This is a genomic window from Pseudomonas sp. LBUM1664, from assembly GCF_059695895.1.
Genome location: NZ_CP166791.1, coordinates 3,249,512 through 3,273,476, shown reverse-complemented (window position 1 = coordinate 3,273,476; position 23,965 = coordinate 3,249,512). Strand labels below are relative to the sequence as shown.

At 57.1% G+C, this 23,965-nt stretch carries 20 protein-coding genes and 1 pseudogene; 12 read left to right on the top strand and 9 right to left on the bottom strand.

Going from position 1 to position 23,965, the window contains the following annotated elements; translation table 11 throughout:
* The first annotated feature begins 46 nt into the window (after nucleotides 1-46).
* Nucleotides 47-1,015 carry a LysR family transcriptional regulator gene (locus tag ACA047_RS15155; protein ID WP_497350535.1) on the top strand — a complete coding sequence of 323 codons (969 nt, stop codon included), beginning with the start codon at nucleotides 47-49 and terminating at the stop codon, nucleotides 1,013-1,015.
* Here the strand turns inward: ACA047_RS15155 and ACA047_RS15150 are convergent.
* From ACA047_RS15150 to ACA047_RS15140, 3 genes are all read right to left on the bottom strand, one after another.
* On the bottom strand, nucleotides 991-3,414 hold the full coding sequence (locus ACA047_RS15150; RefSeq protein ID WP_497350533.1) for a glucose/quinate/shikimate family membrane-bound PQQ-dependent dehydrogenase: 2,424 nt from the start codon (nucleotides 3,412-3,414) through the stop codon (nucleotides 991-993). The genes ACA047_RS15155 and ACA047_RS15150 overlap by 25 nt on opposite strands.
* A gap of 280 nt (nucleotides 3,415-3,694) precedes the next feature.
* Entirely contained in the window at nucleotides 3,695-4,378 is a 684-nt protein-coding gene (locus ACA047_RS15145) for a class I SAM-dependent methyltransferase (RefSeq protein ID WP_497350531.1), read from the bottom strand.
* 70 nt (nucleotides 4,379-4,448) lie between these two features.
* A complete protein-coding gene (locus ACA047_RS15140) occupies nucleotides 4,449-5,378 on the bottom strand; it encodes a LysR family transcriptional regulator (protein WP_497350529.1) in 930 nt (309 codons plus the stop codon).
* 127 nt (nucleotides 5,379-5,505) lie between these two features.
* Between ACA047_RS15140 and ACA047_RS15135 the strand changes: the two genes are divergently transcribed.
* From ACA047_RS15135 to ACA047_RS15120, 4 genes are all read left to right on the top strand, one after another.
* Nucleotides 5,506-6,654 (top strand): muconate cycloisomerase family protein, encoded by a 1,149-nt coding sequence (locus ACA047_RS15135; RefSeq protein WP_497360368.1) that lies wholly within the window; start codon nucleotides 5,506-5,508, stop codon nucleotides 6,652-6,654.
* A gap of 10 nt (nucleotides 6,655-6,664) precedes the next feature.
* Nucleotides 6,665-6,955: a muconolactone Delta-isomerase gene (gene catC / locus ACA047_RS15130; protein ID WP_497350527.1), complete on the top strand. Its 291-nt coding sequence runs from the start codon at nucleotides 6,665-6,667 to the stop codon at nucleotides 6,953-6,955.
* A 51-nt stretch (nucleotides 6,956-7,006) separates the two neighbouring features.
* Entirely contained in the window at nucleotides 7,007-7,936 is a 930-nt protein-coding gene (catA, locus tag ACA047_RS15125) for a catechol 1,2-dioxygenase (protein WP_497350525.1), read from the top strand.
* Nucleotides 7,937-8,049: 113 nt separating this feature from the next.
* Nucleotides 8,050-9,009 (top strand): AraC family transcriptional regulator, encoded by a 960-nt coding sequence (locus ACA047_RS15120; protein ID WP_497350523.1) that lies wholly within the window; start codon nucleotides 8,050-8,052, stop codon nucleotides 9,007-9,009.
* A gap of 54 nt (nucleotides 9,010-9,063) precedes the next feature.
* Here ACA047_RS15120 and ACA047_RS15115 read toward each other — a convergent pair.
* Together ACA047_RS15115 and ACA047_RS15110 are read right to left on the bottom strand one after the other, a co-directional pair.
* Nucleotides 9,064-9,171, bottom strand: a pseudogene (locus tag ACA047_RS15115) (VIT1/CCC1 transporter family protein); the annotation flags it as partial.
* An 86-nt stretch (nucleotides 9,172-9,257) separates the two neighbouring features.
* Entirely contained in the window at nucleotides 9,258-10,937 is a 1,680-nt protein-coding gene (locus ACA047_RS15110) for an HAD family hydrolase (protein WP_497350521.1), read from the bottom strand.
* Between the two features lie 449 nt (nucleotides 10,938-11,386).
* Here ACA047_RS15110 and benA point away from each other — a divergent pair, with 449 nt between their 5' ends.
* The 7 genes from benA to ACA047_RS15075 all read left to right on the top strand — a co-directional run bounded on the left by benA (nucleotide 11,387) and on the right by ACA047_RS15075 (nucleotide 18,537).
* Nucleotides 11,387-12,751 (top strand): benzoate 1,2-dioxygenase large subunit, encoded by a 1,365-nt coding sequence (gene benA, locus ACA047_RS15105; RefSeq protein ID WP_497350519.1) that lies wholly within the window; start codon nucleotides 11,387-11,389, stop codon nucleotides 12,749-12,751.
* Entirely contained in the window at nucleotides 12,748-13,236 is a 489-nt protein-coding gene (gene benB, locus ACA047_RS15100; protein WP_497350517.1) for a benzoate 1,2-dioxygenase small subunit, read from the top strand. Before benA ends, benB begins: the two co-directional genes overlap by 4 nt.
* A 10-nt stretch (nucleotides 13,237-13,246) precedes the next feature.
* A complete protein-coding gene (benC, locus tag ACA047_RS15095) occupies nucleotides 13,247-14,260 on the top strand; it encodes a benzoate 1,2-dioxygenase electron transfer component BenC (protein WP_497350515.1) in 1,014 nt (337 codons plus the stop codon).
* A gap of 24 nt (nucleotides 14,261-14,284) precedes the next feature.
* Entirely contained in the window at nucleotides 14,285-15,058 is a 774-nt protein-coding gene (locus tag ACA047_RS15090) for a 1,6-dihydroxycyclohexa-2,4-diene-1-carboxylate dehydrogenase (protein ID WP_497350513.1), read from the top strand.
* Between the two features lie 233 nt (nucleotides 15,059-15,291).
* A complete protein-coding gene (locus ACA047_RS15085; RefSeq protein ID WP_497350511.1) occupies nucleotides 15,292-15,603 on the top strand; it encodes an Mpo1-like protein in 312 nt (103 codons plus the stop codon).
* Nucleotides 15,604-15,959: 356 nt separating this feature from the next.
* Nucleotides 15,960-17,465 (top strand): aldehyde dehydrogenase family protein, encoded by a 1,506-nt coding sequence (locus ACA047_RS15080; protein WP_497350509.1) that lies wholly within the window; start codon nucleotides 15,960-15,962, stop codon nucleotides 17,463-17,465.
* A 214-nt stretch (nucleotides 17,466-17,679) separates the two neighbouring features.
* Nucleotides 17,680-18,537, top strand: coding sequence for a TorF family putative porin (locus tag ACA047_RS15075; RefSeq protein ID WP_497360366.1), 858 nt, complete (start codon nucleotides 17,680-17,682; stop codon nucleotides 18,535-18,537).
* A 63-nt stretch (nucleotides 18,538-18,600) separates the two neighbouring features.
* Here ACA047_RS15075 and ACA047_RS15070 read toward each other — a convergent pair whose 3' ends face one another.
* From ACA047_RS15070 to ACA047_RS15055, 4 genes are all read right to left on the bottom strand, one after another.
* Nucleotides 18,601-19,617, bottom strand: a complete 1,017-nt coding sequence (locus ACA047_RS15070; protein WP_497350507.1) for an AraC family transcriptional regulator — start codon at nucleotides 19,615-19,617, stop codon at nucleotides 18,601-18,603.
* A 320-nt stretch (nucleotides 19,618-19,937) separates the two neighbouring features.
* Nucleotides 19,938-21,122 carry an MFS transporter gene (locus ACA047_RS15065; RefSeq protein WP_497350505.1) on the bottom strand — a complete coding sequence of 395 codons (1,185 nt, stop codon included), beginning with the start codon at nucleotides 21,120-21,122 and terminating at the stop codon, nucleotides 19,938-19,940.
* Between the two features lie 33 nt (nucleotides 21,123-21,155).
* Nucleotides 21,156-22,592, bottom strand: a complete 1,437-nt coding sequence (locus ACA047_RS15060) for a coniferyl aldehyde dehydrogenase (RefSeq protein WP_497350503.1) — start codon at nucleotides 22,590-22,592, stop codon at nucleotides 21,156-21,158.
* A 61-nt stretch (nucleotides 22,593-22,653) separates the two neighbouring features.
* Nucleotides 22,654-23,811 (bottom strand): amino acid deaminase/aldolase, encoded by a 1,158-nt coding sequence (locus ACA047_RS15055; RefSeq protein WP_497350501.1) that lies wholly within the window; start codon nucleotides 23,809-23,811, stop codon nucleotides 22,654-22,656.
* Nucleotides 23,812-23,965: the final 154 nt, after the last annotated feature.

The window sequence follows — 23,965 nt, the reverse complement described above, 5'->3', positions numbered from 1 at the left end:
GGTAGTTTGGTCAGGCAGCCACGCAAATTGATAAAAGGACTTCATCATGGAGTTACGACATCTGCGCTGCTTTTTGGCGGTTGCCGGGGAACTGCATTTCGCACGCGCCGCCGAAAAGCTGCATATCGACCAATCTGCGCTCTCGCGCACGATCAAGGAGCTGGAAGAAGATGTAGGTGCGAAGCTGTTCGTTCGCACCACGCGCAGTACCCGGCTGACCCCGGCGGGGGTTTCACTACTGGAGCAGGTACCACGGGTGTTTTCACTCTTGGAGGAGGCACGCGAAGGAGCACGCGCTGCGGCGGCAGGCTGCGATGGGCGGTTGCGCATAGCCTTGTCCGATGGAGTGGTTTACACGCCCAGGCTGTCGGCGCTGATCGCGCTGACCCGCCAAGAAGAGCCGGGCCTTGTTCTGTATTTCGATGAAATCTCGCTTGCTCAGCAGAACAAAGGCCTGCTCGACGACCTTTATGACTGCGGGTTCTGCCAATCCGGCGAACACGTCCATGGCGTGCGGTCCGAGCTGGCTTGGATTGAGTCGCTGCGAGTTGCCATGCCAGTCGACCACCCTTTGCTGGCATACGAAAAGGTGCGAATGGAAGATGTATTGCAGTTCCCGCTTTTACTCGGTCACGCCGAGACGTGCGCGGGCTATAACAAACAGATCGAACGTCTTCTCCTCACAACCTCGACTGAAGTGCCGGTAATAACCCAGCGCGTCGGTTCCTTTGCTCTGATGATGTCATTGGTGTCGGCCGGATACGCCTTGGCACTCATCGGTGACTCTCAAATACTTTCCAGTCGCGAAACCCATGTGTTCAGCCGTTCGCTTGTGGGCGGTGAAGCGCAGTTGTCCACTTACCTGCTGCGTCAGCAACGACCTGAAGCCCCTGCCTTGAGCCGTTTCATCGAACGATTGGGGCGCCTTGGTGGCGCTCATAAAAAACCCGCTGACACCCTCAAAGGGCGCCAGCGGGTTGGGGCTACCGGTTACTTGCTGTCAGGCAGGGCGTAAGCAATTACATAATCGCCCCGATCCGGGGACTGACGTGCACCGCTTGCCGTGATGACCACGTATTGCTTGCCGGTTTTCGGCGAGACAAACGTCATCGGACCGCCCTGGCTACCCACTGGCAGACGGGCCTTCCAGGCTTCTTCACCGTTGGCGGAGTTGAAGGCGCGCAGGTAGTAATCCTGAGTGCCGGCGATGAAGATCAGGCCACCTTGGGTCGAAAGTGTGCCACCCAGGGTCGGCATGCCGATTGGCAGTGGCAGGTGCATCTTGATACCCAGTGGACCGGTGTCCTGGACGGTCCCGACCGGCACTTGCCAGGCGACTTTCTGGGTTTTCATATCAATGGCCGTCAGCGTGCCGAACGGCGGCGCCTGGCAAGGAATGCCGGCAATCGACAGGAAGCGGTTCTTGTTCACGGCATACGGGGTGCCTTTGAGCGGAACCGCACCCATGCCGGTGTTCAGCGCTTCGCCACCGGAGGCAGCCTTAACGTCTTTCTGCTGAGGCACCATCTGGATCCATAGGCCCAGACGCATATCGTTGACGAAGATGAAACCGTGCACCGGGTCAGTCGAGAGGCCGCCCCAGTTCATGCCGCCGAGGGAGCCAGGGAAACTCAGCGACTTATCGGTGCCCGGTGCGGTGTACAAGCCTTCATAGCGCATTTGCTTGAACGAAATGCGGCACAACATCTGGTCAAACGGGGTCGCGCCCCACATGTCCGATTCGGTCAGGTGCTGGGTGCCGATCTGCGGCATACCCACCGACAGCGGCTGGGTGAGCGAGTAAGGTTCGTTCGGGATGTTGGCCGACCTGACCGATACATCTTCAACTTTGGTCAATGGTTTGCCGGTGGCGCGGTCGAGTACGAAGATCTGACCGGCTTTGGTGCCGATCACAACTGCGGGCACCTTGCTGCCGTCGGCCTTGGTGAAGTCGATCAGGCTAGGCTGCATCGGCAGGTCGAAGTCCCACAGGTCATTGTGGACGGTCTGGTAGACCCACTTTTCTTCGCCGGTGGTGGCGTTGAGGGCCAGCACGGAAGCACCGTATTTATGATCCAGCGCGGTACGTTCAACACCGTAGAGGTCGGTGGACGAGCTGCCCATCGGCAAGAAGACCGTGTTCATCGCCGGGTCATAAGACATGGGCGCCCAGCTGTTAGGCGTACTGCGCACGTAAGTGCTATCGGCTGCAGGAGCCTGCCTGTCTTGCGGGTTGCCCGGGTCGAAAGCCCAGCGCATTGCGCCGGTGATCACGTCAAACCCACGGATCACGCCACCGGGCATGTCAGCCTGAACGTTATCGGCCACGCGACCACCCACCACTACGGTGGAGCCGGCCATCAGCGGTGCGGATGACAGTTGGTAGTAGGAATCCGGAACATCCCCCAGCCCGGCTTTCAGATCAACCTGGCCGTGGGTGCCGAAGCCTTGGCAGAACTCGCCGGTATCGGCATCCACCGCAATCAGACGCGCATCGATGGTGTTGGTCAGCAGGCGACGCTGACAATTGGCACCCGCCGGTACCGAGACAGCCACGGCAGGTGTGCTGCCGTCGACAGGCTGAGCGAGTGCGACTGTCGCGTCGAAGTACGCCAGGCCGCGGCAACGCTGCCAGACTTTACTCCGGGCGTTGATATCGTTCCTCCACAGCTGTTTGCCGGTGTCAGCATCCAGTGCGATGACGTTGTTGTGCGGGGTGCAGATGAACACTTTGTCGCCCACCTGCAAGGGCGTCGTCTGATCCTCGGCGCCATTACCGTCGCTGATGGCCACGTCACCGGTCTGGTAGGTCCATGCCGGTACCAGGCTGGCCACGTTGCTGCGATTGATCTGGTCCAGCGCGGCGAAGCGGCTGCCGCCTTCGTCGTTACCATAATGCGCCCAGTTTTTTTGAGCCTTGGCAGGGTCGACCTTGGTCAGGCCCGGGCCGTCGCCGGTCGGTGAAACCGAGGCGTGAGGGATGAACATGCCCCAAACGCCGGTAGCGATAGCAAGTGCGAGCACGCCGCCCAGTGCGTAGCCGCCGAGACCACTGGCAAGGCCATTGGCCTTGCGCAAGATGGGGTAGACCAACGCCACCACCAGGCTCAGTACCGCCAGGGCAAACAGGCGCGAAATCTGCGGCCAGAAGTTGAGCCCGGCATCGTTCAGGGCCCAGATCACCGACAACACCATGACTGCCGCGAACAGCCAGGCACCCAGCAGGCGCAGTTTGAAGAGCAGTACGCCAGCGACGATCATGCCGAGACCGGCGAGCAGGAAGTACCAGCTGCCGCCAAGCACGACAAGGTATCCGCCTAATCCTGCGAAAAGTAGTCCAAATACCAGTGCGCCAAGCGCAGCGATCCAGATGGGCCAGCGGCTGACGGCTGCCGAAGGTTGAGATTTAGTCATGTTGCATGATCCTACTGATGCATGAACGTTGATGGGGACGGTTTAGAGTCGCGAGGCTGCAGCCTTGGTGGCTGTTCCCGTGACAGTGTTCGCTGACGGCTTTTAAAGTTGACGCTGGCAAGATCGCCCGGCAGGGCGGGATTCAGGACAGCAGTTAACTGGATGGTTAATTTTGTAACGATACCAAAAAAAAGCCGACCTGCGACAAATTGCCCAACGTTAAGAGGGATAAAACACCGTTGCGAACTCGGTAATAGTCGGTTCGAGTGTCCTGGCATCGTCAGGCGTGGGGCGCTTCCCGCTTCTCGGCCACCAACAGCAACGACTGCGGCACAGGACTTTGTGGGTGCTGCGGCTCCTGCAGTCCGACCCATTGAAAACCGGCCATGTCCAGGGCGTTGAACCAGCTGGACAAGGTGCGGAAGTACCACGGCATGGGTTGCCACTGCCCCTGGAACCCGGTGAAGGTTTCTTCCCGCCAACCATCTTGATAGTCGCCCGCCGACGCGGTCCATGGATGCAACGTCTGAACTATCAGCGTGCCGCTCGGGGTGAGTAGGGCGTTCATGGCGGTGAGCAACGGGATGATGTCCTGGTGCAACAGGGCGAAGTTGGCGCAGATCAGGTCGTAGTCGCTGCCGATATCCACTTTCGCAGCCACCAACTCTTCATAACTCGCCAAATGCACCGGCGAAGAGCCTGCTGCCCGCGCTGCCTCGACCAGCGTGGCATCGCCATCCACGCCGACCGCCGTGATGCCCCGTTCAGCCAGCACACGCAACAGCCAGCCTTCGCCGCAGCCCAGGTCGAGTACGCGCTCGGGCTGGCGGCTTAGCACCGCCAGCAGGATTGCCTGGTCGGTGACCTGTAGGCGGCTTTCGATGGAGCCGGTGCGGATGGCTTCTATCCAGGATTGGGCGTTGTGGTGCCAGCTTTGGAGCAGGGGGGATTCGGAGGTCGACATTTCTATCTCCGGCGTTGTCGGTTGGATAGAAGGATAGGACAAACTTTCAAATAATCGCGGCGGCCAATGTCTACGGGTGGAACGGGTGGTTTTGCGCAGCATCGTTCCGGTTGCCCGGTTCCTTTTTGAGCAACATCTCAATCATCCGCAAGCAATGATTCAACCCCGGCGATACATCGCCTGCACGCCTGCTGAGGATAATCGGCGAGGTGGCATTGTCTTCCAGCAGCGGGGTAAAACCGATGTCGTCGCGGTGCAGCAATTGCACCGAGGCCGGCACCAGTGTGACCCCGATGCCCGCGCCCACCAGGCCAATCGCTGTTTGCAGTTCATTGGTCCATTGCGCGACTTTAATGTGCATGCCACGGGCTTCGAATAGCGCGATCACATGATCGGCATAACTGGGGCGCGGGTTGCCGGGGTAGAGCACAAAGGGTTCTTCGGCCAGGTCATCAAGACTGATGGGGCTGGCGAGGAGAGGGTGGCCGGCGGGCAGGGCGGCGACCAGTCGATCCTCGGTGAGCACGGTCTGGATGATGGCCGGGTCGTCAATGCGGATGCGGCCGAAGCCGACATCAATGCGCCCGGCCTTGAGCGCTTGCACCTGTTGCAAAGTGGTCATTTCCGAGAGCCCCAACTCCAGCGCCAGAGGCTCTGCGCGGCGCAACCGGCGAATCAGTTCTGGCAACACGCCATAGAGCGTCGAGGGCGCAAAGCCAATGCCCAGCCAGGTTTTTTCGCCCAGGCCAATCCGGCGCGTGTTGTCGCAAACCTTGCCCAGTTGCTCGAGCAGGGTGGTGGAGTGTTCATGGAAAAACCGTCCGGCGTCGGTCAACTTCAACGGTCGGCCCCGTTCCAGCAGGAGCACGCCAAGTTCGTCTTCCAATTGCTGGATCTGCCGGCTCAGGGGTGGCTGGGCGATGTGCAGCCGTTCGGCGGCGCGGGTGAAGTTGAGGGTTTGAGCCAACACCTGAAAATACCGCAGGTGGCGCAGTTCCATGGGACCTCCGGACGCGGGTCTGTTGAATACCTTTAAGGTATCGAGCGAGACCAATTCTATATTGGCCGCCTGGAAAAAGCCGTACGAGAATCCGTTTCAGAATTTCAAGAACCTGACGGGTATCGACATGCGTGCAACTGCCATTGAATCGATCGAGACGATCATCGTCGATCTGCCGACCATTCGCCCGCATAGATTGGCGATGCACACCATGCAGAACCAGACGCTGGTGATCATTCGGGTGCGCAACGCCGACGGCATTGAAGGCATCGGTGAGTCGACCACCATCGGCGGTCTTGCCTATGGCAACGAAAGCCCGGACAGCATCAAGACCAACATCGACAAACACTTCGCGCCACTGTTGGTTGGCCAGGACAGTGCCAATGTGAACGCTGCGATGTTGCGCCTGGAGCGCAGCATTCGTGGCAACACGTTCGCCAAATCGGGTATCGAAAGCGCTTTGCTCGACGCTCAGGGCAAGCGCCTTGGCCTGCCCGTCAGCGAGCTGCTGGGCGGCCGGGTTCGCGACGCGTTGCCGGTGGCCTGGACCCTGGCCAGTGGCGACACTGCCAAAGACATCGCCGAAGCGGAAAAAATGCTCGACTTGCGCCGCCATCGGATCTTCAAGCTGAAAATTGGCGCCGGCGAGGTCAACCGCGACCTGGCCCACGTCATTGCGATCAAAAAAGCGCTCGGCGAGCGTGCCAGTGTGCGGGTCGATGTCAATCAGGCCTGGGACGAAGCGGTGGCTCTGCGGGCCTGCCGGATTCTCGGCACCCATGGCATCGACCTGATCGAACAACCGATCTCGCGCCATAACCGCGCCGGCATGGTGCGCCTGAATGCCATGAGCCTGGCGCCGATCATGGCCGATGAGTCCATCGAATGCGTGGAAGACGCCTTCAACCTGGCGCGAGAGGGCGCGGCTTCGGTATTCGCGCTGAAAATAGCCAAGAACGGCGGCCCACGCGCGGTGTTGCGAACGGCTGCCATTGCCGAGGCCGCGGGTATCGGCTTGTACGGTGGCACCATGCTCGAAGGCGGTATCGGCACGCTGGCCTCGGCGCATGCGTTTGTCACGCTCAACACCTTGAGCTGGGATACCGAACTGTTCGGCCCGCTGCTGCTCACTGAGGACATCCTCAGCGAGCCATTGGTCTACCGCGATTTTCAACTGCACGTCCCGCAAACCCCGGGGTTGGGCCGGGTCCTGGATGAAGAGCGCCTGGCGTTCTTCCGTCGGGACAAGGCATCCACTGCCGTTCATCAAGCCTGAGGAGGGCATCATGCTGTTTCACGTAAAAATGACCGTGAATTTACCGGTCGACATGCACCCGGAACGCGCCACAGAGCTCAAGGCCGATGAGAAGTCCCTGGCCCAGCGCCTGCAACAGCAAGGCAAATGGCGTCATCTGTGGCGCATCGCCGGGCTCTACGCCAATTACAGCGTGTTTGATGTCGACAGCGTTCAGGAACTGCACGACCTGCTGATGCAATTGCCGCTGTACCCCTACATGGCCATCGAGGTCAACGCGCTATGCCGACATCCTTCTTCCATTCGCGAGGATGACCGCTGAACCCAGCCTGCTCAGTTCGCTACGCTAATAATTACAAGATGAGGAACCACCATGAACGTCAAGATTTCCCAAACGGCCAGTGTCCAGAAGTTTCTTGAAGAGGCCAGCGGCCTGCGTAACGAGGCCGGTGATCCACGGGCCAAAGCGCTGGTTTACCGCATCCTGCGCGATTCGGTAAACATCATCGAAGACCTGTCCGTGACGCCAGAAGAGTTCTGGAAAGCGGTCAACTACCTCAATATCCTCGGTTCGCGCCAGGAGGCCGGTCTGCTGGTGGCCGGGCTCGGTCTTGAGCATTACCTGGACCTGCTGATGGACGCCGAAGACGAGCAGGCCGGCAAGACCGGTGGCACCCCGCGGACTATCGAAGGGCCGCTGTATGTGGCGGGTGCGCCGCTGTCGAACTTCGAAGCGCGGTTGGACGATGGCGCCGATCCTGGCGTGGTGCTGTTCATGCAAGGCCAAGTGCGCAACACCGCCGGCGAACCGCTGGCCGGGGCGGTGGTGGATGTCTGGCACGCCAACACCGGTGGCACTTATTCTTACTTCGATACCACGCAATCGGAATTCAACCTGCGTCGACGCATCGTCACCGATGCCGAGGGTCGTTACCGTTTTCGCAGCATCGTACCCTCGGGCTACGGCTGCCCGCCTGATGGTCCAACCCAGCAATTGCTCGATCAACTGGGGCGCCATGGGCAGCGGCCGGCGCACATTCATTTCTTTATCTCGGCGCCGGATCATCGTCACCTGACGACCCAGATCAACCTCGACGGCGATCAATACCTGCATGACGATTTCGCCTATGCCACCCGTGACGAACTGATCGCCAAGATCACTTTCAGTGACGATACTCAGCGGGCGGCGGCCCATGGCGTTAGCGGGCGCTTTGCCGAAATCGACTTCAATTTCACCTTGCAGGCATCCGCACAGCCCGAAGAACAACAACGCCATGAACGGGTCCGCGCGCTCGAGGACTGATACCCTCGATCTGCCGAACCGGGCTGCGAGATAACCGACTGTTTATCTCGTGGCCTTCTGTGTTACGGCCTTCGAATGGCGGCGCCATCGATAACGACAATGAGAGTGAACCGATGATGCAAACGCAATTGTTAAGTCATCGCAGCAGGGTTTTCGAGCATGCCGACCCCTATGCGGTATCGGGCTACGTCAACCAGCATGTCGGCAATCATTGCCTCCAGATGCCCAGGAGTGGCCGGGCGCTGGCCAGTCTCAACCATTGCAAGTTCGCCAGTCTTGACTTGTGCCGCATCAGTTACGGCGCGAGCGTGCAGGTCACGTCGGGCGCCTTGGAGAACATCTATCACTTGCAAGTGCTGCTGCGCGGCCACTGCCTGTGGCGTGGGCATGGCCAGGAACACTATTTTGCGCCTGGCGAGTTGCTGTTGATCAACCCGGACGATCCGGTGGATCTGACGTATTCCAGTGATTGCGAAAAATTCATCCTGAAAGTCCCCACACGGCTGTTGGAGTCAGTGTGCGAGGAGCAGCGCTGGCGGTATCCGGGGCAGGGCGTACGGTTTCTGGAAAGCCGTTATCAGCTCAATGAGCTGGAAGGGTTCGTCGGCCTGTTGGCAATGATTTGCCAAGAAGCGGAAGCCGCCGAGCCGATTCCCCGCGTGCAGGAGCACTATACGCAAATCGTTGTCAGCAAAATGCTCAGCCTGATGAAGACCAACGTCATGCGCACCGATCCCGGCTCAGCCTCGGCTACGTTCGAGGCGTTGGTTGACTACATCGCGGGCAATCTCAAGCAGGACATCGACAGCGAAGAACTGGCGCGCCAGGCGCGGATGAGCCTGCGTTCGCTGTATGGGCTGTTCGAGCGCAACGCAGGGGATACGCCGAAAAACTACATCCGGCAGAAGAAGCTCGAGCGCATTCACGCCAACCTGAGCGACCCGACCTGCAATGTGCGTAACGTCACGCAAGTGGCCATGGATTACGGCTTTCTGCACTTGGGACGGTTCTCCGACAGCTACCGCAAACAGTTCGGCGAGTTGCCTTCGGACACCCTCAAGCGCCGTCATTGAGTGCAATTATGGGGAAACCGGCTGCCGACGCCGAACGTGTTTTAGTAGCGGGAACATAGTGGCGGTGGAGACAATCCCGTCGTTGGCCCCCAGAACTGCAGCGCGGAGCCAGCCGATCCGATCGCTTCGGTGGGACTCAGTGTGCCTATGCATGAATTTCATATCTTTGACAGGACTCACTGTTAGTGGGCAGTTCAATCGTTCAGGTTGCCGGCAAGTGGTGTCAGTGCATTCGAGTGGCTCAGTTTTCAGAGGTGATAGCGCGATTGCAAAAGTCGCGTGATCTGTTCCAACGCATCCTTGGGAGCCAGGGTGCCGTTTGTTTCAATAAGGTGTGTCTTATTGGCAAGCACATCATCCCGGATCACCTTGCGGAACCAATTAGAAAAATCCCCGGCATTCATATGTTCGCGAAGGGCATGCTCCGCAAGCTGCGTTGATAAGGTGAAGAACTCAGTCAGGTTCGACGCACTTTGGCCCAGCGTAGGAAAGTGGAATGAATGCCATGTACCTACATCCCCCACAACGTACTTACCGCTGTGGCGATGGTGCTTTTGATTGGGCCGAACCTGATCGAGCAGAACCACCTCTTCGCCCTCGCGAAGATTCCAGAGACAGGCATGTTCCAGGCCTGGCAAACGTTCCGGGAATTGGAGGTTCTGGCGCTGTATGCGTTGGGCGAACTGTTCGACCAGCTCCCGGGCAGTGCTGCCTAGCGTCACCAGCACGTCTACCCCCTCAAGGAGTGCCGGGCACACCTGATCGAAGTCGAGGGCCACGATGATTGCACCGATGTTTGCGAGAAAACCGGGCGGCCAATCGGCACAGTGGGGGAGCATGTAATGAGCTTCGTCCACTATTAACCAGTAGGGCCGACCTGAAACGCTGCGAAGATGCTGAATAAAAGGGAGTAGTTCGCCAAACAATTGCACTCGCGCCGCCGGATCCAGGGCGAGGGCGTTCACCACTACATTGAGCTGCGCCTGTAAAAGATGATGCAGCGACTCTTCTGTCGTCGGGGGTACGGTCAAGCCACCCACCGTCACCGCGTTGTCCAGGGTCAGATAATCGCCTTCTGGATCAAGGATGCAAAAACCCTGGTGAGCCTGAACCATGCGTTCGGTCAGCCAGGTGATATAGCTGGACTTGCCGGCCCCCGAATTTCCAACCACCAGCATCACCGATTCTGGGGCAAGCCATACATTGCGTGCATCGGTGGTTTGGCCCAACTGGATCCCGGTGAGCTGGACGGGAACCAGCGCGGCGTCTTTTTCCAGCAGCATGTCCACCAATTCGCAGACCCCTCGTCCATGATCATGACTGAGGCACAGATCAGCGCTGGCCTTTATAGACGCTATGGCGTTGCTCACTGCCGCCGCACAGCCACAGATCGATAGAAAGGCGTGGTCGTTTTCTGCATCGCCCACGCCCACCACGTTCAGCTCGCAAATACCTAGTATTCGTAAGGCCGCACTGAGGCCCGACGCCTTGTTTACACAAGGCGGCAAAACCATGATCGCATCCTTGTTGAACGTCATCTGCAGTTCAAGGCCGAGTTCGCGAATGCTGGTGCTTACCGCGTTCTCAAACGGGTGCCATGTGGCGATAACCGACCGGCCGATTGACAACGGCGAAACGCCCTTGTCGCGTAGGCGGTCAACCAACTCGGTTGAAGCCGGATCTGCGATGGACTCCTCGGTGTCTGTGAGCGGGTCGTACAAGAGCGCGCCGTTTTCTGCGATCACCAGATCAAATAGATCCATGCGTGGAAAATGATGCTTGAGCGCTTGCAATTCCCGGCCCGTAACCAGCAGTAACTTGCGGCCGCTATTTTTGAGGGCGATGAGCGACGCACAGACTTCCGATGAAACGCTGCCGTTTTCGGCAATGGTACCGTCAAAGTCCACCGCTAAGGCTAAGAAGTGCATGCTCACTCCATTACAGGCTCGGTTGAGTCAGGCCTCGAGCAGCCAGAACTCGATTGGGCGATCAGGATGGAATCATTATCCTTGTACGCGCTCGTAAACGTTGAGTTTTGTCAATATTTGAAGAAACGGCGCGCCGCTGAAAAGATGGACTCGGCGTCCACAACCAGGCCTCGATAACGCTCGTTCTCTTGGGCGAAGTGCAACGCCGATAGGCTATCCAGGCTGCTCAACGCCGGGGATCGACACCTGTCACGTTGGGACGCGGGCAAACTCAGCTGCTGTATGCCTATCGATAACTGCTGACCAGCACTGCGAGCGACACTCGGGGCGAAACAACAGTGACCTCTCATTGCACAAAACGGATACAGGTCTGCAGCCCACGGATAGTCCGACCCATTTCCCCGTCCTAGCATGGCCCTGCCTGAATAAAAACAATGGAGGCGGCGGCCATGTCCCTGCGACCCGAATACCTTCACTCCCTGCTTGAAGAAGACCCAGAGCAAGGCATCTATCGCTGCAAACGCGAGATGTTCACCGACCCGCGACTGTTCGATCTCGAGATGCAGCACATTTTCGAGGGCAACTGGTTGTACCTGGCTCACGAAAGCCAGATCCCCAACATCAACGATTTCTACACAACCACCATGGGGCGTCAGTCGATTTTCATCGCCCGCAACAAGGACGGTGAGTTGAATGCCTTTATCAACGCGTGCAGTCACCGTGGCGCGATGCTCTGTCGGCACAAGACCGGCAACAAGAGTTCGTACACTTGCCCCTTCCACGGCTGGACCTTCAACAATTGCGGCAAGCTGCTCAAGGTCAAGGACCCGGCGGCGGCCGGCTACCCGGCAAGCTTCAATTGTGAAGGCTCCCATGACCTGACCAAAGTCGCGCGCTTTGAGTCCTATCGCGGTTTCCTGTTCGGCAGCCTCAAGGCTGACGTCGTGCCGTTGGTGGAACACCTGGGTGAGTCGGCGAAGATCATCGACATGATCGTCGACCAGTCCGCCGATGGCCTGGAAGTACTGCGCGGCGCCTCCAGTTACCTCTATGAAGGCAACTGGAAACTGACCGCCGAAAACGGTGCCGACGGCTATCACGTCAGCTCTGTGCACTGGAACTACGCAGCGACCCAGAACCAACGCAAACAACGCGAAGCCGGTGAGGAAATTCGCACCATGAGCGCCGGCACCTGGGCCAAGCAGGGCGGTGGTTTCTATTCCTTCGACAAGGGCCATATGCTGCTTTGGACCCGCTGGTCCAACCCTGAGGACCGTCCGCTGTACGAACGTCGCGACGAGTTGGCCCAGGACTTCGGTAAGGCTCGAGCAGACTGGATGATCGAGAACTCGCGCAACCTGTGCCTGTACCCGAACGTGTACTTGATGGACCAGTTCAGCTCGCAAATTCGCATCGCCCGGCCGATCTCAGTCAACCGCACGGAAATCACCATCTACTGCATCGCCCCCAAAGGTGAAAGCGATAGCGCCCGGTCGAGCCGCATTCGTCAGTACGAGGATTTTTTCAACGTCAGCGGCATGGCCACTCCGGACGACCTGGAAGAGTTTCGCTCCTGCCAGACAGGCTATCAGGGCAGCGTCACCGCCTGGAACGACATGTCCCGTGGCGCCGAGCACTGGGTCAAAGGCGCCGATGAGGCGGCCAAGGCGATTGACTTGCATCCGCTGCTCAGCGGCGTGCGCACCGAGGACGAAGGCCTGTTCGTGCTGCAGCACAAGTATTGGCAGCAGACCATGCTCAAGGCGTTGGCCACTGAGCAATCCGAACTGATTGCAGTGGAGGCGATGCAATGACAATGACCTATGACGCGGTGCGTGATTTTCTCTACCGCGAAGCGCGCTATCTCGACGATAAACAATGGGATAACTGGCTGGCGTTGTACGCGCCAGACGCAACATTCTGGATGCCGTCCTGGGACGATAACGACGAACTGACCGAAGATCCGCAGCGAGAAATATCGTTGATCTGGTACGGCAGCCGCACCGGCCTGGAGGACCGCGTTTTCCGCATCAAGACCGAACGCTCCAGCGCCAGCGTGCCGGACACCCGTACCTCGCACAACCTCAGCAACATCGAGCTGATCGAGCAGGCCGACGGACTGTGCAAGGTCCGTTTCAACTGGCACACCCTGAGCTTTCGCTACAAGACCGTAGACAGCTATTTCGGCAGCAGTTTCTACACCCTGGATGTGCGCGGTGAACACCCGCTGATCAAGGCCAAGAAAGTGATCCTGAAGAACGACTACGTTCGCCAGGTCATCGATGTTTACCACCTCTGAGGGGGCCGTCATGACTCATTCAATTGCCTTCAATTTCGAAGACGGCGTCACCCGTTTCATCGACGCCAATGCCAGCGAAACCGTAGCCGATGCCGCGTACCGCCAAGGCATCAATATTCCATTGGATTGTCGCGACGGCGCTTGCGGAACTTGCAAATGCTTCGCTGAAGCCGGCCGCTACGAGTTGGGCGAGGACTACATCGAGGACGCCCTCAGCGCCGATGAAGCGCAGCAGGGGTTTGTCCTGACCTGCCAAATGCGTGCCCAGAGCGATTGCGTGGTGCGGGTGCCGGTTTCATCGGACGTCTGCCGCACCCGTCAGGCCCGCTACGACGCGACCATCAGCGCCGTGCGACAGTTGTCCGACAGCACCATTGCGCTGTCGATCAAGGGCGAGGCCCTGAGCAAACTGGCGTTTTTGCCGGGGCAGTATGTGAACCTCGGGGTGCCCGGTAGCGAGCAGACCCGTGCGTATTCGTTCAGCTCGTTGCAGCGTGACGGTGAGGTGAGTTTTCTGATTCGCAACGTTCCCGGCGGCTTGATGAGCAGTTTCCTGACCGGCATCGCCAAGGCCGGCGACAGCATGAGCCTGGCCGGACCGTTGGGCAGTTTTTATTTGCGCGACATTCGCCGTCCGTTATTGCTGTTGGCCGGTGGCACCGGGCTGGCACCGTTTACCGCGATGCTGGAAAAAATCGCCGAGCAGGGCAGTGAGTATCCGCTGCATTTGATTTACGGCGTGACCAACGATTTCGACCTGGTGGAGCTCGATCGACTGCAAGCATTTGCCGCACGCATCCCGCACTTCAGCTTTAGTGCCTGTGTGGCCAACCCCGACAGCCGCCACCCGCTCAAGGGCTATGTGACCCAATACATCGAACCGCGGCATTTGCATGATGGCGACGTCGATGTCTACCTGTGCGGCCCGCCGCCAATGGTCGAGGCGGTCAGTCAGTTCCTTGGCGAACAAGGCATTGCGCCGGTTAACTTCTATTACGAGAAATTTGCCGCCAGCGCGGCTTGAACCACGCGGTTGTGGGAGAAAGACATGAACAGATTTCACGAAAAAGTCGCGCTGATTACCGGTGCCGCCCAGGGCATAGGCCGGCGCGTGGCCGAACGCATGGCGGCTGAAGGTGCGCGGTTGATTCTGGTCGACCGCTCCGATCTGGTGTTTGAGCTCAAAAAACAACTGGGGCAGAACAGCCAGGTGCTCGCGCTGACCGCCGACCTCGAGCAATACAGTGAATGCAAACGTGTGATGCAAACCGCTGTCGAGCGTTTTGGTCGCCTCGATGTGTTGGTCAACAATGTCGGCGGTACGATCTGGACCAAGCCTTTCGAGCATTATGAGCAACAGCAAATCGAAGCCGAAGTCCGCCGTTCATTGTTCCCGACACTGTGGTGCTGCCATGCCGCATTACCGTTCATGCTTGAGCAGGGCAGCGGCGCTATCGTCAACGTTTCGTCCATTGCCACCCGAAGCATCAACCGCGTGCCCTACGGCGCGGCGAAGGGCGGGGTCAATGCGCTGACCGCTTGCCTGGCTTTCGAAACGGCAGGTCGTGGCGTGCGGGTCAACGCGACTGCTCCCGGCGGCACCGAAGCGCCGCCGCGGCTGATCCCACGCAATAGCGCCCAACAGAGCGCTGAGGAACAGTTGTGGTACCAGCAGATCGTTGACCAAACCCTCGACAGCAGTTTGATGAAACGCTATGGCACGCTGGACGAACAGGCAGGCGCCATTCTGTTTTTGGCCAGCGACGAAGCCTCCTACATCACCGGCATGGTCATGCCGGTCGGGGGTGGCGACCAAGGCTGAGTTGCTTACTACAAAGAAGAACGACGGCCGATTGCCGCGGCCGTAGTGCTAGCGCATTAAAAGGGTCGGCGCATGAAGACTGTCCGTTAATGATCCCTGACTGACCGCAAAAGGCTCATCCACACGATGGGCTTCCTTTACATTTTAGATTCGACGCCCCTCTAAATGCTAAAGGAAAACGCTATGACTTCTGCGAACGACCCCGGCATCAACGACCAAGGAGATGCCGCTTAATGACCGGTCCAGTGAAGTACCATAATTTTCGGGAATTTTATCCGTTCTATCTGAGTGAGCACTCCAATCGTACGTCGCGTCGCCTTCATTTTATTGGCTCGACGATCGCAATCCTGTTAACGATTGGTGCCGTGACTGCCGAAAATGGGTGGTTACTCTTGCTTGCGTTGGTTCAGGGGTACGCTTTCGCCTGGGTCGGGCATTTTTTCTATGAGCGAAATAAACCCGCAACTTTCCAATATCCAATCAGTAGTTTCATGGCTGATTGGCGCATGTGGTGGGACATCCTTACCGGAAAAATACCGTTCTGACAGCCCGCTACTAAAACCTCTCCAGAAGAGCAGGCCCCTACCTCTGATCAGATTGTCCCTCCCCGGTCAGCCCGGGGCCTGCCTGATTCTGCGCTTAGATCCTCTGTCACTTTTCCTATTCTGGAAAACGGGTAAGCACTCTGCAGTCAACGTCGCTTTCGGGGCGTGATCGCAGTCCGTTTTCAACCCCTTTTCGTCCGTCTCGCCCCTGCTCGCGCTGCCGGCTCTTGGTTATTTTAGACGGGTTGCCCGTTCTCAGGAACGTTCGGTGAACGACGAAAATGACGCGCGCATTCCACAATGACGTTCTGCGTTTTGAGTATGCCTTATGGCTTTGATTGGAGATGGAAGCAAACATGAACGATAAACTAGTCGATGCTGAACCTTCGGCCTCTAAAGTTGCTTTTGATGCTGCTCGCAGTGCTTTTGAAACGTATTTCCATCTCACCACCCAGGAGCGTTTAGCCGAGATTTCAAAGCTGAAGGAAGCGGTCCTGGCGAACCAATCGATGATTATGGACCGCATCATGAAAGAGGTCGGCAAGTGCCGCACCGATGCCCTGATCGCAGAGGTTCTGGGGGTAGTCGACTGGCTCAATTGGCTTGAAAAAAATGCTGTTCGGCTGCTCAAGCCTGAAAAGGTCAAAACGCCGATTACCCTGTTAGGTAAACAATCGCTGTTGTTGCACGAGCCATTGGGCACTGTGTTGATCATCTGTCCTTGGAACTACCCTTTCCACGGCGCCATTAGCGGCATCGCCGCTGCTATCGTTACGGGAAATGCCGTGGTCTACAAACCCTCCGAGCACTCCCCCTGCGTTGGCTTGATAGAACAGCTCCTGGCTTGCTCGCCGGTGCTTCAAGGGTTGGCGCAGATCGTCTACGGCGATGGTCGTCAGGGGGCGGCCCTTATAGATGAGCAACCTGCAAAAGTCTTTTTTACCGGCAGTGGACCCACGGGCACCAAGATTATGGCCCAGGCAAGCAAGGAGCTGATTCCCGTCGAACTCGAGCTGGGTGGTAAGGACCCCATGATCGTGTTTTCCGATGCGTCCATTTCGCGATCGGTTGCCGGTGCACTGTGGGGGGCGTTTACCAACGCCGGTCAGTCCTGCAGCGCCGTGGAGCGACTGCTGGTGCAGGACAGTATTCATGATCGTTTTGTCGATGAATTAGTGAAAGAGGCCGGAAAAATTGTCGTACGTGTCGACGATAACGGTGATGCGGATATTGGTCGAATGGCCGTGGGTTTCCAGAGAGACAAGGTCATCGAACACGTGGAGGAAGCACTTGCTTTGGGGGCACGTTTGCGTTTTGGCCAAGTACCGTCCAGGGACTCATTGATTGTGCAGCCGATCATCCTGGATCGAGTCACGCCACAAATGCTTGTCTGGAAAGATGAAACGTTCGGCCCGGTGCTTCCCGTAATGAAGTTTTCCAGTGAAGCACAGGCTATTGATGAGGCCAATGCGACGATCTATGGCTTGTGTGCCAGTGTTTTTACCGCTGATGCCGAGCGAGGCCTGCGCGTTGCGAAGGCACTGGACGTCGGCGGTGTTTCGATCAACAACGTGAACATGAGCGAGGGTAATCCGGGACTGCCCTTTGGCGGTGCCAAGAAGAGCGGGTTCGGAAGGTTGCGAGGGCCCGAGGGCTTGTTGGGGTTTACCCGCAGCAAGGCGGTACTCATCGATACGGCAAAGCCCAAGATCGAAGCCAACTGGTATCCCTATACCCAGGAAAAGTTTCGACTGATCGAGAAGTTTATGAATGCCTTATATACCCCGCGCCGACTGCGCATTTTAGCCATCGCCTGGCATGGCTTTCGGCTTGAGTCATTCAGTCAGAAACCGCGTAAATAACGATCATTCCCGCTGTTACGAACGCATCGGTTCATGGGTGCCCGTGAGGGCGGGCCTTGTCCGTTAATCAAACAATAATGATGCAATCTATTTGTTTATAACTGAGCCCGTAGTGTCAGTGATTTTGTTCAATTGCCTTTCTCCTAATCCAATAAAATGAAAGGGTGCATGAATGAATGAATCAACCGTTAATCATCAAAAACCGTTCGTTTCGATGCTCGGCTTACTCTCGATGAGTTTGGTCGTTTCGCTGGCCCAGGCAGATGATGAGATAGCCAGTTATGCGTTGGATGTGACCGCAAAAGTGGCGACTGACATGCGTAATAGAGGGACCTCTGATACGTTAAATCGTCCGGGCGCGAAACTATCCCTCACGCTCGCCCATGAAAGTGGTTTGGTTGCCCTTGCCGAGTTTATGACGGTGAGCGATAAGCAGTATTTGAACGCCGACGGATACAGTGTACTCCTGGCCGGTGGTTATCGATTTGGCGACCCTGATGCCTGGCATTACGGTTTGGGTCTCGCGGCCGAGTTTTTTCCAGGTGCAAAGTATAAAGCGCCCAGTCGTTTTGATGTCGAGAACTTTGTGACGGCCGACGAGCAAACCACTGATTACAATGATCAGTTTGCTGTCCTGGAGCTGGGGTACGGTGCGCTACAGGGGCGGATCGCAACCGTTATTTCGAAGACGTATCGCGGCGCTAATACTTCAGGTGTGTGCGGCACCATGCTGCAATATATGAGTGATCCTACGGATGCATTGAAATGTTATGCACGGGGAGACCATAACTCACGGGGCAGTATGCTGTACGACCTGGACTATAAATATGAACTGACTTCCGCAGCCACCTTGACACTCCATGCCGGTTATCAGCAAATCAAGAATTTTTCCGAAGCTAATTTTTACGATTATGGCGTGGGTATTATCTATCGGCTTTGGGGGTTCGACTGGGGGTTGGACTGGGTCTCACCGAAGACGAAAGTGCGGGAGTTGTTTATTGCGCAAGATGGCGATCATGAACGAGCAACAGACGAGAACAGTTGGGTATTTTCCGTTTCCCGTCATTTTTGAGTTTTTCCGCGAGCAAAGGACTTGATACCCTCGCCAGGATGCGTACTGGTGCGGGCATGGCGTTCAGGCGATGGTTTGCCTGGGGCCATGCCCCGTCCATCGCTTGAAGGCCCTGCGAAAGTTGTGAGCGTCGCTGAACCCGACTTCGTAAGCAATTTCATCCAGTGTGAGTCGCGGGTTGCTCAATAGCGACAGCGCACGGTTTTTTCGTAAATCATCCAGCACGGCCTGATAAGAAACGCCGTGCTCCGTCAACCGACGACGCAATGTACGACTCATACAGAGCTGCGAGGCCACGGACGACAGACTGATGGTATGACGCAAGTCACGTCGTACAATTCGTTCTATCGACTCGATGAATTCGCTTTCTATGGATTTTTGATATTCCCCCATTTGCAGCAATTCCATGACCTGCCTGTTGCTCAGCGAATCATGTGTGGCAATGGGTTTGTTGGCCCAGCAGGCGTCACAGGTGAAGACATTGTCTTTTTGATCAAAGCGTATCGGGCATTTGAACAGTTGCTCATATTGCGCCGCATAGGCAGGTCTTGGATGGCTCAGTTCAATGGATACCGGGGTGAACTCTTGGCCCAGAAGAGTACGTGCAACATTCAGGAAAACCCCAAAGGACTCTTCAACCAGAAACGTTTGGATGTCGGGTTCGTGAAAGCCAGAGATGGCTCTGATTGAAAAGCTCCCGGCGTTTTCGATTTTTTCAAAGTACAGCAACGTCCCCGTGTGCTTCTGCAGGGCGATGCCCAACTCGATGGCGCTGCTCAATGTCGCACTGGTCAACATGGCATAACCCACCAGTCCCATGGAGGTAATGCTCTCATGGGCACTCATGTCCAACCCCAGGCTGCGGTTGCGGCCTTTGGTCATATCCAGGGCGCGCTTGATCATCAGAGACGCCTGCCGAAAAGATACACGACTTTGCGGATTGGATAGATCTGCCACATCAAAGCCGAGCCCGATGCACAGCCGGCTCGCGTCAATCCCCAGATCCATGCTTATGTCCGCCAGGCTGCGCAGGAAGTTCACTTGCAGTTCAGCCGTGGCGTAGCGAGTTGATGCGATCATCTGCAGTAACCTCTTTTATTTGAAAGGGAGGTTTTTATGAGTATCTGACGGTTCCCTCTGGCGCTGGGGAAACGCATCCGGGAAGGGGATCCGAAAGATCTCCCTTTATCCACTTGAGCACGGGCGGTGGGTAGTGTTTAAACCACAGAATGATTAAGACATGATCGTCGGGAGTATTCAATGGGGGGGAGCGGAGGGCGCTGAAAATGTTTCAATTGCGTTAAAGGCACACGCCGAATGCGGCCCGGCGATCTATCGATCACCGGAAAGGTTGCTGGGAGGGTCCTTATTGGGGCCTGTACGCTTGGGGGCATCGATATTCAATGTTGCGGCACCGTTGCGTATGAGTTGACGGGTTGCGCCGATCGAAGCGAAAACCAGACGAAGGGCATCGTAAAAGCAATACCCAGACCAAGACCGCACGCGAACTGAATAGCACCGAGCTGTGAAAACAGCGCCCCCGCGACAGCGGTACCGACTCCGGCTCCCAGAAAGGTGATAACGACTGTTCGTGCGATGAGTGAGCCATCTGGATCAACGTCTGAAAGCAGCCCGCTGAGGAACGGGATGATGACGAAAAACGCGGCATTTACCAGTACTTGGCTCAAGAAGAAAGACCACGCGTCTCTTTCCAGAAAAAACCAGATAATCGAACCGGCCAGTACCAACTGAGCACACCAGATAATGCTCAGCCGATGATTGTGACAACTACGTATGGACGGCACGATGGCGCCGGCAAATCCCAGTAACGATGAGATTGATAGAAGCATGCCGGTCGTGGTGGAAGTTAGCCCGGCATGGGCTCCAACGATTGTGGACACGGCCCACTGGGATGCCTGGATGCCATAGATAAGCACTGTGCAGACCCATACGCTAAACACCAGTTTCCTCGGTGGTTTAACGCCTCTGGAAACCTGGACCACGTTATGGGTGAGTTTGCCAATCGTGGTTATCCACGGAGCAATCACCAGGGCGACGCCGGTCAGCAGGAGAAACAGCCACCGGCTCAGCCAGCTTTCTGGCAGGTTCGATATCATGACCAGTACGCTGCCGTTTATCGCGCCGGCAATCAGGTTGATCTTGCCCCACAACCGATCAGTCCCAACGCGTTGGGAAATAGCCGATCCTACAATGACAAACAATGCCCCTTCGCATAAGCCGCTCAGGCCTCGTGCGAGGCAGACGCCAATCACGGTTGTCGCCGTTGCACTGGAAAGCTGGCCAATAATGATCCCCACTATGCCAATGAGTGTGAAAGCGCCTGCTGTTCGAGTAATCCATCGCGGAAGCAGTGCGCAACTTATGGCTATTCCGAGTATTTCGACACCGGCTATTTGCGTGGCAACGATCTCATCCAACTGAAACCTGAGCATGACCGATGTCACCAGAAAGGGTGTCAGACTCAGGCCAGCGGTGGCGAGGGAGTATGCAAGCGCCAGTCGGATTACCGCGATTCCACGCAATTCAGATCGCAAGGTCGATAATGCAGTTGAGACCGATGACATGATTCACCTCGTTTTTTTTAAAGGAAGGGCTTGTTACTTGCCAAGCATCAATCGGGTCACCAGGCGTGTCATGATTCCGTAGGGGGCCGAAACTTTGTCGGACATGTTGAAGCGGCTCAGCTTGAATACCCCTCGGGCATGGGACAGGCGAACAAACCCCTCATACCCGTGATAGGCGCCGGTCCCGCTGTTGCCTACGCCACCAAAGGGAAGATCATCCTGGGTGGCGTGCAGCATCGTGCCATTGATCGTCGCGCCGCCTGAACGCGTCTGCTCAAGCAGCTGATCAATGAATGCGACGTTGTTCGAGAAGCCATAGAGAGCCAGGGGTTTGGGACGAGCATTGATAAAGGCGATTGCTTGCTCGAGGTTGTCGTAGGCAATGACGGGTAACAGAGGGCCAAAGATTTCTTCGAGCATCACGTCCGCATCCAGGGGCACATTGGTCAGAATGGTCGGGGGAATCTTGCGCTCATCGGTCCTGTTGACCGTGCTGTTCTGCCAGACCCTGGCCCCGCTAGTGCTTGCCTGATCAATCAGGTTCACCAGGCGATCGTAGTGTCTTGGCGAGATAATTGAGGTGTAATCCTTGTTGCCTTCGAGGGTCGGATATAGCTGCTTCGCTGCGTTCAACCACTCGGCGGCGAAGGTCTCCACCAGGTGACGTGGGACCATGACATAGTCGGGGGCCACACAGGTTTGGCCCGCGTTGAAGAGCTTGCCTATCGCAACCAGTCGTGCCGCTTTTTTCAAGGGGAAATCTGTACCGATGACCACGGGTGATTTACCTCCCAGCTCAAGCGTCACCGGGGTCAGGTTGCGCGCGGCGGCAGCCATGACATGACGACCGATATTCGTTGACCCGGTGAAGAGCAAGTGATCGAAGGGCTGTTCACTGAACCGGCTGGCCAGCGTGGCATCGCCTACCACCACGGCGACCTGCTCAACGGGAAATATTTCGGCGAGCAGTCGCTTGAGCAGCTCAGCAGTGCGGGGCGTCAGTTCCGACGGTTTGAGCATTACCCTGTTGCCGGCGGCCAGCGCTTCCACAAGCGGGGCCAACGTCAATGTCAGCGGGTAATTCCAGGGGGCCAGAATCCCGACTACGCCTAAGGGCTGATACATGACGCGTGCAGTTGCGGGTTTGAACGCCATGCCCACCTTGCGCTTGCTGGGGCGCATCCATGTCTTGAGGTGGGCGCGGATATGTTTGATACCGTTGACAATAGGCATGAGTTCGCTGAGTTGGGTTTCAGCAAACGAGCGGTTGCCGAAGTCTGCGCAGACCGTCTCGATGAGCAAGTCATGATTGGCCTTAATCATGTGCAATACGGCATTCAAGTCTGCGATACGCTGCTTGTAGGTAGGCGCGCCACTTACGCGCACGGCTTGTTGCTGCGCATCGAAAAGTTGGGTGAGCTCGTCGGTGTTACTGCCGGATGGAAGGGTAATGCTGGCTGGGAGGCTCATTACTTTATATTCCTTTGGCGCAGCGCCTTGCGAAAGTAGAAGAGAGACTTGTTCGATACGTTCAGAAAAAACTCTTGCCTTCGCCACGGTAGGTAGGGACGCGATCCACCACTCGCCCGTTGCGGATAAGAAGCAGCTCGTTGAATCGCTCGCAGAGCTCGCCGGCTTTGGCATGCCTGAACAGAACGGGGTCACCTATCTTCAACGCCGATGCCGGGGAGTGACGCAAAGGGGTCTGCACCTCGCCCGTCGCCTCGTTGTCGATCAAGGTGCACCCGCTGGGCAACCAGGGTTGGGGCAAGCGATCTTTGCCGGCCGGCCCGGAAGCGACATAGCCACCGCCGGAGCAGACCATTACACCCGCGTGCTGGGTTCGCGTGACGGTCAGGGCGAATCCGGCGCAGGGGAGCAGTTCAAAGGCCTGGTAGTGATCGAACAAGGTTGGCGCATAAAGTCCTGAACCTGCTGCCAATTCAGTGACTGATGAATCGTTTAGGGTACTTTCGAAACTGCCTGTTCCGCCGCCGTTCACAAAGCGCAATGTATGCCCTGCATTCAGTAGAGCGGTCACGACGTTTTGTCGCCGTGCGTTGACTTCCTGGATGGACCTTCGCTTGAGATAGCGGATGATTCCATTCTTTATGGCTTGCCCTGGCACATTGTCCATCAGACCGGCGACTTGTCCTTCGTACCCCATGAGCCCTTCCAGTACCACGCCTCGGCGCCTGGAAATTTCGTCGGCCAACTTCAGGGCCGTGGCAGCGTCATTGATGGGCGAGCGGTGAACGCCAAAATAAAGCCCCGGAAAATCCGAAGACATGTCCAGATCGATGGACAACGGGATGACGACGTCTTCTGTCAGGGCTATTTCATTAATCGTGATGACTTGTGCCAGGTTGTCGACCATCAAGGTGATTGATCGGCCCCTGCGCAGTTGGGTGGTTACCTTCAGAATGTCCCGGGTGTCCACGGTGGGGTAGGCCACGACAATATCGTCGAATCCATGGCTGGCAAGCCAGGCGGCTTCAGCCGCGGAATAGCACAACAAGCCCTTCATGAACGGCCCCGTCGCCATGATCGTACGAATCATTTCCACAGAGCGCACTGATTTGGTGACCAGTCGCACAGGCAGATGGCCGGCCCGCAAGCCCAATCGCTCCAGATTGATCAATAAATGGTCCAGGTCAATGAAGGCAGCAGGCAATTGATAATCGGCCAAGGCCCCACGGTAATAGTTGTAATTTCGGGCGGGTCCCTCAAGGGGGGATTGGGTCTCTACGCAGGTCATGGGCGTTCCGCTGGGATCATCAAGTAAAGGATTGGCGCAATTCGTTTCTCCTTTGAGAGTAATAGGCGCGTAGGGGACTGAAAAA